The 11404-nt window shown below is 73.9% G+C and carries 12 protein-coding genes; 6 read left to right on the top strand and 6 right to left on the bottom strand.

Annotation, left to right across the window (positions count from 1 at the left end; translation table 11 throughout):
- On the bottom strand, positions 1–506 hold a 506-nt coding region (locus tag DKT68_RS10785), incomplete at its 3' end, for an SseB family protein (RefSeq protein WP_146218336.1).
- Between the two features lie 152 nt (positions 507–658).
- Here DKT68_RS10785 and mycP point away from each other — a divergent pair.
- On the top strand, positions 659–1882 hold the full coding sequence (gene mycP / locus DKT68_RS10790; protein ID WP_109817275.1) for a type VII secretion-associated serine protease mycosin: 1224 nt from the start codon (positions 659–661) through the stop codon (positions 1880–1882).
- An 84-nt stretch (positions 1883–1966) separates the two neighbouring features.
- Here mycP and DKT68_RS10795 read toward each other — a convergent pair whose 3' ends face one another.
- Together DKT68_RS10795 and DKT68_RS10800 are read right to left on the bottom strand one after the other, a co-directional pair.
- Positions 1967–2260 (bottom strand): WXG100 family type VII secretion target, encoded by a 294-nt coding sequence (locus tag DKT68_RS10795; RefSeq protein ID WP_109817276.1) that lies wholly within the window; start codon positions 2258–2260, stop codon positions 1967–1969.
- A 22-nt stretch (positions 2261–2282) separates the two neighbouring features.
- Positions 2283–2603 (bottom strand): WXG100 family type VII secretion target, encoded by a 321-nt coding sequence (locus tag DKT68_RS10800; protein WP_088986744.1) that lies wholly within the window; start codon positions 2601–2603, stop codon positions 2283–2285.
- Between the two features lie 279 nt (positions 2604–2882).
- Here DKT68_RS10800 and eccE point away from each other — a divergent pair, with 279 nt between their 5' ends.
- The 4 genes from eccE to rarD all read left to right on the top strand — a co-directional run bounded on the left by eccE (position 2883) and on the right by rarD (position 6777).
- Positions 2883–4790 carry a type VII secretion protein EccE gene (eccE, locus tag DKT68_RS10805; protein WP_407940727.1) on the top strand — a complete coding sequence of 636 codons (1908 nt, stop codon included), beginning with the start codon at positions 2883–2885 and terminating at the stop codon, positions 4788–4790.
- A gap of 60 nt (positions 4791–4850) precedes the next feature.
- The gene (locus tag DKT68_RS10810) at positions 4851–5237 is read left to right on the top strand and encodes a phage holin family protein (protein ID WP_109817278.1); all 387 of its coding nucleotides are present in this window, start codon (positions 4851–4853) and stop codon (positions 5235–5237) included.
- Between the two features lie 119 nt (positions 5238–5356).
- Positions 5357–5854, top strand: a complete 498-nt coding sequence (locus tag DKT68_RS10815) for a GNAT family N-acetyltransferase (RefSeq protein WP_109817279.1) — start codon at positions 5357–5359, stop codon at positions 5852–5854.
- The gene (rarD, locus tag DKT68_RS10820) at positions 5851–6777 is read left to right on the top strand and encodes an EamA family transporter RarD (RefSeq protein ID WP_109817280.1); all 927 of its coding nucleotides are present in this window, start codon (positions 5851–5853) and stop codon (positions 6775–6777) included. Before DKT68_RS10815 ends, rarD begins: the two co-directional genes overlap by 4 nt.
- Positions 6778–6797: 20 nt before the next feature.
- Here rarD and DKT68_RS10825 read toward each other — a convergent pair whose 3' ends face one another.
- A complete protein-coding gene (locus tag DKT68_RS10825) occupies positions 6798–7496 on the bottom strand; it encodes an anti-sigma factor family protein (RefSeq protein WP_109817281.1) in 699 nt (232 codons plus the stop codon).
- On the bottom strand, positions 7493–8008 hold the full coding sequence (locus DKT68_RS10830; protein ID WP_109817284.1) for a sigma-70 family RNA polymerase sigma factor: 516 nt from the start codon (positions 8006–8008) through the stop codon (positions 7493–7495). The genes DKT68_RS10825 and DKT68_RS10830 overlap by 4 nt, the downstream gene beginning before the upstream one ends.
- Before the next feature lie 241 nt (positions 8009–8249).
- Between DKT68_RS10830 and DKT68_RS10835 the strand changes: the two genes are divergently transcribed.
- Positions 8250–10376 carry a PhoX family protein gene (locus tag DKT68_RS10835; protein WP_109817282.1) on the top strand — a complete coding sequence of 709 codons (2127 nt, stop codon included), beginning with the start codon at positions 8250–8252 and terminating at the stop codon, positions 10374–10376.
- 80 nt (positions 10377–10456) lie between these two features.
- Here the strand turns inward: DKT68_RS10835 and DKT68_RS10840 are convergent, their stop codons facing one another.
- Positions 10457–11239, bottom strand: coding sequence for an IclR family transcriptional regulator (locus DKT68_RS10840; protein WP_109817283.1), 783 nt, complete (start codon positions 11237–11239; stop codon positions 10457–10459).
- Positions 11240–11404 lie beyond the last annotated feature (165 nt).

An 11404-nucleotide genomic window follows, 5' to 3' on the forward strand; every position in this document is an offset into this window, starting at 1 on the left:
GCCGCGGACGGCGCGGGCCCGGCGGCGGACGGGGCGTCGCGGCTGGTGGCGCCGGTCCTGCTGCGGGCCAGGGTCTCCGCCCGCTCCAGCCGGGCGCGGGCGCCCATCGCGCGGCCGGGCAGCCGGACGTCGCCGCGGGAGAGCTGGGAGACGAACCAGGCCGGCAGGTAACCCTCGACGGGCAACCCCGGGTTGACCGCGAGCCACCACTCCTGGTTGGGCCAGCCGACCGCGAGGTCGGTGAACGGGACGCGCCGGTTGCTGCCGGCGTGCTCGCCGAGGCAGGTGCGCAGCGCGGCGGCGGAGGTGAAGGCCAGCACGTGGGTCCGGCCGCCGGTGGTCCAGGTGCCCCAGCCGGGGGGTGCCTGACCGGGCACCGCTGGCGCGGAGACCGGCAACAGCAGATCGGTGCGGGACAGGAGCCGGAAGTACAGCTCCTGGTCGTTGGCGCGCAGCGCGTCCCGCATCGCCACCTCGGCCTCCGTGGCCGGCTCCCATTCGGTCACGGCCACCTCTCCTTCCGAGAACAGGCCACAGGTATCGCGTACAACCTACAAGGTGGTATCAAGATCACAATGGCTGGCCGGCGGCGGTCGGCCAGGGTGTCGGCGAGGCGATAACATCCCGTCCCGGAGCCGACACGATACGGAGGCCGTCGATGTCCCGGTCGATTGCGTGCCCGGTCCTGGCAGGTCTGACGGTCACCCTGCTGGCCGGCGCGGCCACTCCGGCCGTCGCGGCCGTCGCCACGTCCGGTGCGGCACCGGCCTGCACGACCCCCCTCGCCCCCGTCCGGCCGGTCGCCGCCCTGCCCTGGCCGCAGCAGCGGTACGACCCCGCGCGGCTCGCGCCACTCGCCACCGGCGCCGGGGTGACGGTGGCCGTGGTCGACTCCGGCGTCGACCGGGCGCACCCCCAACTGGCCGGGCGGGTGCTCGCCGGCACCGACCTGCTCGACCCCGGCGGGGACGGTCGCCGGGACTGCGCCGGGCACGGCACCGGCGTGGCGAGCATCATCGCCGCAGCGCCCCGACCCGGCGTCGCGTTCCACGGCCTGGCGCCGGATGCCCGGATCCTGCCGGTGCGGGTGAGTGAGCAGCAGGTGGTGCAGGGACGGGAGTCGGGGCGTACGGTCAGCGCCCGCGAGTTCGCCCGGGCCATCCGCTGGGCCGTGGACCACGACGCCGACGTGGTGAACCTCTCCGTGGTGCTGTACGCCGACGACCCGCAGGTGCGCTCCGCCGTGCGGTACGCCGTCGACCGGAACGTGGTGCTGGTGGCCGCCGCCGGCAACCTGCACGACAGCGGCAACCCGCGCCCGTTCCCCGCCGCGTACGACGGGGTGCTCGGGGTGGGGGCTGTCGGGGCGGACGGCGGACGGGCCGCCTTCTCGCAGACCGGACCCTACGTCGACCTGGTCGCACCGGGCAGCGCGGTGCTGACCGCCGCGCCCGGCCAGGGCCACCACCGGGTCGAGGGCACCAGCTACGCGGCGCCGTTCGTGGCGGCCACCGCCGCGCTGCTGCGCCAGTACCGACCGGAGCTGACCGCGGCCCAGGTGGCGGAGCGGATCATCGCCACCGCCGATCCGGCGCCGGGCGCGGGCCACGGCGGCGGGTACGGCAGCGGGGTGCTGAACCCGTACCGGGCGGTCACCGAGACCGGTGGCGGCCGGACACCCGGCCCCCGAGCGGTCGCCGCGCTCGCCGACGACCGGGCCGACCCGGCGCTGGTCGCCCGCCAGGCTCGTCGGGCGACTGCCCGGGACCGAGCCCTGCTGGTCGGTGCGGTGATCGGCATGGCGGCGGGTGCCGTGGTGCTGCTCGCCCTGGTGCTGCCCCGAGGCGCCCGTCGACGCTGGCGCCCGGCCGACCCGGCCTGACCCCGGCGCCCCACCGCTTCGCTCCCCGGCCAGACGCCGCCGGCGCGCCGCCCCGGACACGTCACCGCTCCCGGCCCGCCCGGATCACTGGAACAGCCCGGTGTTCTTCTTCTCGGTGTCCAGATAGTCGGAGGCGGAGTCGGCCACCGCCAGCCTGATGTCGCGCAGCATCGCCTGGAGGTCCTGTGAGGCGGACCGCCACCGCGCCTGGCGCTGCTCGTACGCCTGCCGGGCCTCGCCCGTCCAACTGGCCACCAGCGGTGCGGCGTCGCGTTCGAGCTGGCCGAGCTGCGAGTCGAGAGTGTTCAGCGCCTTCTGGATGTCCCCGCCGGCCTGCTGAAGCGCGGCGAAGTTGACGACCAGCACACCGTGGTCCATCGGATCTCCCTCCCGAACGGGATCAGAGCGGCAGCTGGATGCCGCCGCGGTTGGTGCCGGCCACCCGGCTGGCCGCCTCGTCGTCCGAGACGTCGTACTGCCGGCCGGCGGTGCGGATCGCACCGGCGGTCTCCCGCAGCGCTCGGTGCAGGGCCGCCTGGTCCTGTGACCACTGCTGCTTGACCTGCTCGAACGACCGCCCGCCGGCACCGCGCCAGGCCTGCTGCAACACCTCCAGCTCGGCCAGCAGGCCGGTCAGCATGGACTGCAACGACTGGTCCACCTGCTCGAACTTCGCGGCGGTCTGCTGCATCACCGCGGCTTCTGCCTGGGTCTGGGACACCCGGACGTCACCTCGTCTCCTCGATCGTGACTGGCCGTCGACGCGCCCACCCTGGGGGCGCGCCGCTCGCGTGGCCCGGCGTCGAGCACGTGCACACGGGCCGGCGAGGAACTTTCGTGGCTGACGGTAGCCGTCCGGTAGCGGTTCTGCTACCCCCCGCGTCTCCCCTGTGGACAACCACGGGAGACATCGGTCGCTTACGATATGCCGCAGCCACGTCGCGGGGCGTGACGAAGCGGCCGGCCGCCCGGTGCGGTCCACGATGGTCGGGGAGGCGCGGTGCCGGCGACAGCCACCGGAGGGCCGCAGTCCGCGGCTGTCGGCGCCGGGCCGGACATGGTCCCGCCGGTGAGCACGCCGGAGCCCGCCGACACCGGTCCGGCCCTCTCCGACCGGAGGGCTCGCGACCGCCCGCCGCCGGTCACCCGCTGGGCCTCCCTCGGCCGGCGCGCCGGCACTGGGGTACGCGCCGGTCAGCTGGTCACCGCGCAGGTCGCGGTGGCGCTCGTCCTCGCCGCCGTGGGCCGGGGAGCGCCGGTCACCGTCGCGGCTTCGCTGGTGGCGGTGCTGCTGGTGGCGACGGCCGGGATCCGCGTCCGGGGCCGGTGGCTCTTCGAGTGGCTGGGCACCGCCGTCGGGCACCTGGCCCGCCGCCGGGCGCTCGCCGGGCCCGCCGGGCCGGCCGAGCTGCTCGACCTGGTCGCGCCGGGCACCGTGGTCCGCTCGACGGAGCTGTCCGGCGGGCCGGCCGCGATGCTGGAGGACACCGCCGGCCTGGTCGCGCTGCTCGAGCTCGGTGATCCCGGCGACCTGCTCGGTGACGCGCCCCGGGCGATCCCCGCGCCGTCCGCGCTGCTGCCCGCGGCCGGGCCGGACGTACCGCCACTGCGGATCCAACTGCTGCTCACCGGATCACCGGCGCCGGTGCCGGCGGCCGGCGGCACGGTCGGCACCTCGTACCGGCAACTCACCGACGGGCGTCTCGCCGGTCGGGAGCGGGCGGTGCTGGCGGTCCGGGTGCTGCGGGTGGACGGCTGGTCGGAGGAGGACCTGCGGCGGGTGCTCGCCGGCACGCTGCGCCGGGTCGTCCGCCGGCTCGGGCCGCTGACCGCCCGGCCGCTCGGCGTACCGGCGGCGCTGCGCGTCCTCGGCGAGCTGGCGCACCACGAGGGCCAGCCGCTGCGGGAGTCCTGGCCGGCGCTCCGGTCCGGCGCCCTGGTCCAGGCCACCTTCCGGCTGATCCACTGGCCGGACGCCGCCGGGGTGGGCGCACACCGGCTGGTGCCCCGGCTGCTGGCCCTGCCGGCGACCGCGACGACGGTGTCACTCTGCGCGGGCCCACCGCCGGTCACCGGAGCGACCGAGGTGCCGACCGCGCTGACCGTACGCCTGGCGGCGGGCACGGCGGCGGAGCTCGCCGCGGCCGCCGAGGCTCTGGACCGGCTGGTGACCGGCCTGGGCGGGGAGCTGCGCCGACTCGACGGCGCGCACCTGGCCGGGCTGGCCGGCACGCTGCCGCTGGCGCTCGCCACGCCCGGAGCGCAGGCGCGGCCGGCGCTCGCCACCTGGGAGCTGCCCCTGGGAGAGGCGGGGATGATGGTCGGCAGGAACCGGCACGGCGGTGCGGTCACCGTCCGGCTGTTCCGGCCGGAGAGCACCCGGGTGCTGCTGGTCGGCGGTGTGCGTGCCGCCCAGTTGGTGGCGCTGCGCGCGATGGCGCTGGGCGCCCTGGTCGTGGTGCAGACCGGCCGGCCGCGTGCCTGGGAGCCGTTCGTCCGGGGCGTGGGCGCGCCGGGCGGGACGATCCCGCTGATCCCGCCGGGTCGAGCGGTCGCCGACGGCGTGGGCACGGCGCTGCGACCGCTGCTGCTGGTGGTCGACGCCGGGCCGGTGCCGGGCGAGGCCGAGCCGGGTCCACCCTGGCGGGCGACCCTCGTGGTGCGGGACGAGCTGACCCCAGCGGACGTGGACGCCCTGAGCAGGGCCGACCTGGCAGTCCTGCAACCACTGGACGCCACCGAGGCCGCGCTGGCCGGCACGGCGCTGGGGCTGGGCGGCTCGGCCGAGTGGTTGACGCGGATCCGGGACGACATGGTGGCCGTGGTCAACCGGCGCGCGCTGCGGTGGGCGCTGCTCTCCCCCACCCCGATCGAGTCACAGCTGATCGGACGGCCCGCGCGAGGCTGAGCTGGTTGTCGGCGGCATGGCGGGTTACGTCACCGACCGGTCCGTGGCACGATCCCCGCCATGGGTTTTCTGAAGGGGCTGCTGATTCGGCTGGCCACCACGGCGCTGGCCTTCTGGCTGGCCACACTCCTCATTCCGGGCATCACTCTGGAGTCGTCCTCCGCCACCGAGACCGTCACCACGCTGATCCTGGTGGCGGCGATCTTCGGTGTGGTCAACGCGGTGCTCCAGCCGATCATCAAGACCGTCGGCTGCGGCTTCTACCTGCTGACCCTGGGTCTCATCGCGCTGGTGGTGAACGGGCTGCTGTTCCTGCTCACGAGCTGGATCGCCGACCAGGCGGGGCTGCCGTTCGACGTGGACGGCTTCTGGCCGGCCGCCGTGCTGGGCGCGCTCTTCGTCAGCATCGTGACCTGGGTCCTCGGCGCGATCCTCGACCGGGACTGACCGACGGCCCATCCGGTTCCCGGGCGGCGGCCACGGCGGTCGCCCGGGGTCCGGGATCGGTGACCAGATTTCGGGAATTGGCCGGCGCGGGGGCCGACCCCGGCGGCTAGCGTCGCGGGGTGTTCTCACTGACGCGCACGGACGGCCATGTGATCAGCACCGACCCCGCCCGGCTCGATCTGGACCGGGTGCACCGGTGGCTGTCCACCGACGCGTACTGGGCACTGGGCCGGGACCGGGAGACGGTCGTGCGGGCGTTCGCCGGCTCGCTGCCGTTCGGCGTCTACCGGCCCGGGGACGGCCGCCAGGTGGCGGTGGCCCGGGTGGTCACCGACGGCGCCACCTTCGCCTGGCTCTGCGACGTGTACGTGGACCGCCCCGGCCGGGGTCACGGTTTGGGCGGCTGGCTGGCCGCCTCCGTCCGCGACCACCTGACCGAGCTGGGCGTACGCCGGATCCTGCTCTGCACCAACGACGCGCACGAGGTGTACGCGCGGGCCGGCTTCACGCCGCTGGACGTTCCGGAGCGGTGGATGCAGCTCGATCGGCGGCCCCCGGTGACCCCGATCACCGGAAAGGAACAAAGCGGCGGTTCACCCCTTACGGTGGAGGCGTGACGCCACTCCGCCTGGGATACCTCTACGGCCTCGGCGCGTACCTGCTCTGGGGCTTCTTCCCGCTCTACCTCAGGCTGCTGCGACCGGCCGGCCCCCTGGAGATCCTCGCCCACCGGATCGTCTGGTCGGTGGTCTTCGTGGCCCTGCTGCTGGCCGCGCTGCGCAACGTCGGCTTCCTGCGGGCGCTGCTGCGCCGGCCCTGGGCGCTGGCGGGGATCGTCGCCGCCTCCGCGCTCATCGCGGTCAACTGGGGCACCTACATCTACGGGGTCAACTCCGACCGGGTGGTGGAGACGGCGCTCGGCTACTTCATCAACCCGCTCGTGGTGGTGCTGCTCGGCGTGACGGTGCTGCGGGAGCGTCTGCGCCGGGCGCAGTGGCTGGCGCTGGGCATCGGCGCGTCCGCGGTCGTGGTGCTCACCCTGGACTACGGGCGGCTGCCCTGGCTCGCGCTGACCCTGGCCTTCAGCTTCGCCGGCTACGGCCTGGTCAAGAAGCGGCTCGGGCTGCCGGCCGCGGAGGGGCTCTTCGTCGAGTCGGCGGTCCTGGCGTTGCCCGCCCTCGGCTACCTGGCCTGGTTGACCCGGCGCGCCGAGTCGACCTTCGGGCACGTCTCGGCCGGGCACACCGCGCTGCTGGTGCTGGCCGGCGCGGCCACCGCGATCCCGCTGCTGCTCTTCGCCGGGGCGGCGAACCGGCTGCCGCTGTCCAGCCTCGGCATGGTCCAGTACCTGGCGCCGATCCTCCAGCTCGGTTGCGGCGTGCTGATCTTCCACGAGCCGATGCCACCGGCCCGCCTCGCCGGCTTCGCGCTGGTCTGGCTCGCACTCGTCGTCTTCACCGCCGACGCCGTCCGCCAGTCGCGCCGCACCCGCGCCAACAACCGAACCGCCGCGTCCCAGACCCCCGTACCCACCGCGTAACACCCACTCGGGGGCTCCGGTCAGGGAACGGCGTAGGTGAGGACCGGGGTGCCGTCGGCGCGTTGGAGCTCGACGCTGACCAGTTCGGCGTCGGTGAACCGGGTGGCGCCGGTGAACTGGAGTGCGTCACCCGGCGCGGCCAGCCAGGAGCCGATCTGCTCGGTTGCGCCGTTCGGGCCGCGCGCCACCAGTCGGAAGGTGTACGCCTTGCCGTAGCCGGTCCGCGGGTCGTACCCGCAGCGCATGGTCACCTCGGTGCCCCAGTCGGTGCCGGTCAGCCCGATCTCGGCGTGCACCGGCCCGGCGCTGGCCACCGGTCGCATGGCGACCATCGACACCTGCGGCCCGGGGGTGCCCGGGACGCCGGGCGTGCCCCGCAGCACCGTGGCGGCGCCCGCGCCGACCACCAGCGCCAGCGCGGCGGCGACCAGCCCGGTCAGCCCGTACCGCCGGCGGGTTGCCCAGCGCTCGCGACGGCGACGGGCCCTGGCCTCCTCGAGCAGCGCGGGCGCCCGGGGTGGGGCCGGCGGCGGCAGGAACTGCTCCAGCCCCGCCGGGTCGAGGCGACCGAGCAGCCCCGGCAGGACGGCGATCTCGGCGACCGCGTCCCGGCAGGAGGCGCAGCCGGCGAGGTGCCGCTCGTAGGCCGCCCGCTCGGCGGGAGCCAGTGCGCCCAGCACGTACGCGCCGTCGTCGTGCGCGAACTCGCACCGGGTCATCCCGTCACTCCCATCTCAGCCAGGACCAACCGTAGTGACCGCAGTGCGTAGTGGGTGCGGGACTTCACGGTGCCCGGTGGCACGCCCAGCCGGGACGCCGCCTCGGCCACCGACCGCCCCTGGTAGAAGCACTCGACGAGCACCTCACGGTGTGTCGGGCTGAGCCGGTTCAACGCCTCGGCGACGGTCCACGCCTCCACCGCGCGCTCGGCCTCGTCGACCACCTCGGGTGGTTCGGGCATCTCGTCGGTGAACACCTCGCCGACCCGGGTGGACCGGCGCCGCCAGGCGTCGATGGCGAGGTTGCGGGCGGTGGTGAAGAGCCAGGCCCGCACCGAACCGCGTCGCGGGTCGAGCGACTCCGGGTGCCGCCAGGCCCGCAGCAGCGTCTCCTGCACCAGGTCCTCGGCCCGCTGCCGATCACCGTTGACCAGCCGCAGGGCGTGTGCGTACAGCGCCTCCGCGTGCTCGTCGTGCAGCGCGCGGAGCAGTTGGGCGTCATGGTCGCTGATGGCGGTCTCCTCGCTTCCGGCGCGCGTCCGGCGGTGCGTCCGATCGTGAATACGTGCGGTCACGCCGATCGGTTCAGCCCGAGGTCAGACCGGTTGCGCGGCGGCCGGCACCCGCAGAGGTGTTCACGCCTGGTTCACATCGCGGCCGACGACCGCTCACCGCGTCCTCCTAGCGTCCGGCAGGTACGCCCGGCCATCGACTGATCCCGCGTGCCACCGACCTTTTCCAGGAGGCTTCTCCATGAGCGACCGTCCCCGGCTGCTCCCGCTGCTGGGCGCCACCCGCCACGGCGGCCGTGACGCCATGACCTGTCTCTACCGCTGCGGCAACGCCTGCGACCACCCGGTGCCGAACACGTCCGACAACGCGTACTTCGGAGACGTGGTGAACGCGGAGGTCTCGCGGCGCGGCGTGGTGCGGGCCGGCGCGGTCGGCGCGCTGGTCCTCGGTTTCGGTGGTGCGGCGGCCGGCGCGCTCGCGGGCGCCGCACCGGCCATGGCCGCCCCCGCCACGCCGGACGTACCGGAGGGCTTCGGCTTCGGGCGCCCCAGCACCGGTGTCGGCAACGGCGCCCTGACCTTCAAGCCGATCCCACCCAACAAGTTGGACACGCTGGTCGTGCCGAACGGGTACGACCACGCCGTGGTCATCAAGTGGGGTGACCCGGTGGTGCCGGGCGCGCCCGAGTTCAACGTGCACGAGCAGACCGCCGCGGCGCAGTCCAGGCAGTTCGGCTACAACAACGACTTCGTGGGCGTGCTGCCGCTGGACAAGCGGGGCAACCGGGCGCTGCTCGTGGTCAACCACGAGTACACCAACGAGGACCTCATGTTCCCGGGCTTCCCCGGCCTGGACGGTCTCTCGGTGGAGCAGCTGCGCACCGCGATGGCCGCGCACGGCATGTCCGTGGTGGAGATCGAGCGGGTCGCCGGCACCGGGCAGTGGAAGCCGGTCGACAACGGCCGTCGGCCGTACAACCGCCGGGTCACCGCGCTCGGCACCAAGTTCGACCTGACCGGCCCGGCCGCCGGCTCGGCCTGGCTGAAGACCGCCGCCGACCCCAGGGGTCGTACGGTCGTCGGCACGCTGAACAACTGCGCCGGTGGCGTGACCCCGTGGGGCACCGTTCTCTCCGGCGAGGAGAACTTCAACCAGTACTTCGTCGGCGCCGACGCCGCCCCGGCGGAGCTGAAGCCGAAGCTGGACCGCTACGGCATCAGCACCGCGTCCCGCTACCCCAGCGGCAGCCGTAAGTGGGAGCGCGCCGACGAGCGCTTCGACCTGGCCAAGCACCCCAACGAGGCGCACCGGTTCGGCTGGATCGTCGAGATCGACCCGTTCGACCCGGAGAGCCGCCCGCGCAAGCACACCGCGATGGGCCGGTTCAAGCACGAGGGCGCCAACGTGATCGTCGCCAGGGACGGCCACGTCGTCGCGTACATGGGCGACGACGAGCGGTTCGACTACCTCTACAAGTTCGTCTCGGACAACACGTTCATGAAGGGCAACTCCTGGGCTGCCCGCAAGCACAACCTGACGCTGTTGGAGTCCGGCACCCTGTACGTGGCGAAGCTGGACCAGACCAGCGCCGCCGAGATCGACGGCTCGGGCAAGCTGCCCGCCGACGGCGCGTTCAACGGCCGGGGCCGCTGGATCAAGCTGGTCAGCGGCAACCGTTCGTTCGTCGACGGGATGACCGCCGCGGACGTGCTCACCTTCACCCGGCTCGCCGGTGACAAGGTCGGCGCGACCAAGATGGACCGCCCGGAGGACGTCGAGCCGAGCCTGCTCACCGGCAAGGTGTACGTGGCGCTGACCAACAACACCGACCGGGGCAAGGCCGGCAGGGCCGCAGCCGACGAGGCCAACCCGCGGAACGCCAACAAGCACGGGCAGATCCTGGAGCTGGTCGAGGACCGCGGCGACAACACGTCCGAGACCTTCGCCTGGTCGCTGCCGATCGTCTGCGGCGACCCGACCGACGCGTCGACCTTCTTCGCCGGGTACGACAAGACCAAGGTCTCCCCGATCTCCTGCCCGGACAACGTCGCCTTCGACGCCACCGGCAACCTGTGGATCTCCACGGACGGCAACGCGCTGGGCAGCAACGACGGCCTCTTCGCCACGGCGGTGGAGGGGCCCGAGCGGGGTCACCTCAAGCAGTTCCTGACCGTCCCGCTCGGCGCGGAGACGTGCGGCCCGTTCATCACCGGCGACAACCGCTCGGTCTTCGTCGCCGTGCAGCACCCGGGCGAGATCACCGGGGCCTCGGTGGAGAACCCGGCCTCCAACTGGCCGGACGGCGACTACGCCAAGCCGGGCGTGGTGGTCACCTGGCGCCTGGACGGCGGCCCGGTGGGCAGCTGACGTTGCTCCGGCGGTCCGGCGCTGGACCGCCCCGACAGGCCCTCTCCCAGCCCGGGAGGGGGCCTGTCGGCGTCGTGCGGTCAGTGGTCGGCGGCGATGCCGTCGGCCACGGCGCGGGCCACCGTGAGCAGCTTGGCGCGGACCACCCGGGCGGAGGTCATCATCTCACTGGCCGGCAGCGCGCAGGCCAGCACGACCCGACGTTCCATGTCCTTGTCCGGCGTGACCAGCACCGCCGCGCAGGCCACCCCCTGGCGGAACTGGCCCAGCTCCAGCTGCATCCCGCGCCGGTCGCCGGCGGCCAGGTCGGCCTCGAACGTTTCGGTGCTGGTCAGCGTGGCGGTGGTGAAGGGGCGCATGCCGTACTCCCGCAGGTAGCGGAAGCGCTGGTCGGCGGTGAGGGTGGCGAGGAGGGACTTGCCGAGGGCGGTGGCGTGGGCTCCCTCGTCGAAGCCCGGGACCAGATCCTCCAGGTAGGGCGACCGGTGCCCCTCGGCGACCGCCGTGATGGCCACCTGGCCGCCGACGAAGCGGCCCAGGTAGTGGCTGTAGCCGGTGTCGGCGGCGGCCCGGCGCAGTGTCTCACCGACCGCTGGCGGGCCCCGGAAGGCGGTCACCAGCTCCCGGTAGCGGTCGGCGATCTCCAACCCCACGATGTACGTGCCGTCCTCCCGACGGATCACGTAGCCCTCGTAGGCGAGAGTGCGGACCAGGTGGTAGGTGGTGGCCACGGTCAGCTCGCACCGACGGGCGATCTGCTTGACGGTCAGGCCCTTCGGGGCGCGACCGACCGACTCCAGCACCCGCAGCGCTCGGGACACGCTGCGGATCAGGTCCGAAGGTTCTGCCAAGGGGTCGCGCACAACCACCTCCGCCGCCGGGGACTTACACCATATGAAAAACAGGGCGGGTGCGAAATGCCTGTTCGGGTCGAGGATGCCAGATCACCATCCACGCCTTGTGAACCGCCGGACACGAGGAGTGGCCCGAGCGCCGCTCACGTAGGTTTGCCGCACGATGAACGACAC

The organism is Micromonospora acroterricola, from assembly GCF_003172955.1.
In the GTDB taxonomy this organism is placed as follows: Bacteria; Actinomycetota; Actinomycetes; order Mycobacteriales; family Micromonosporaceae; genus Micromonospora; species Micromonospora acroterricola.

Excerpts from the sequence above, each read along its gene's own strand:
- DKT68_RS10795 (WP_109817276.1), bottom strand. The coding sequence starts at position 2,260 with ATGGACCACGGTGTGCTGGTCGTCAACTTCGCCGCGCTTCAGCAGGCC.
- DKT68_RS10810 (WP_109817278.1), top strand. The coding sequence starts at position 4,851 with ATGGGTTTTCTGAAGGGGCTGCTGATTCGGCTGGCCACCACGGCGCTG.
- DKT68_RS10835 (WP_109817282.1), top strand. The coding sequence starts at position 8,250 with ATGAGCGACCGTCCCCGGCTGCTCCCGCTGCTGGGCGCCACCCGCCAC.
- DKT68_RS10825 (WP_109817281.1), bottom strand. The coding sequence starts at position 7,496 with ATGACCCGGTGCGAGTTCGCGCACGACGACGGCGCGTACGTGCTGGGC.
- mycP (WP_109817275.1), top strand. The coding sequence starts at position 659 with ATGTCCCGGTCGATTGCGTGCCCGGTCCTGGCAGGTCTGACGGTCACC.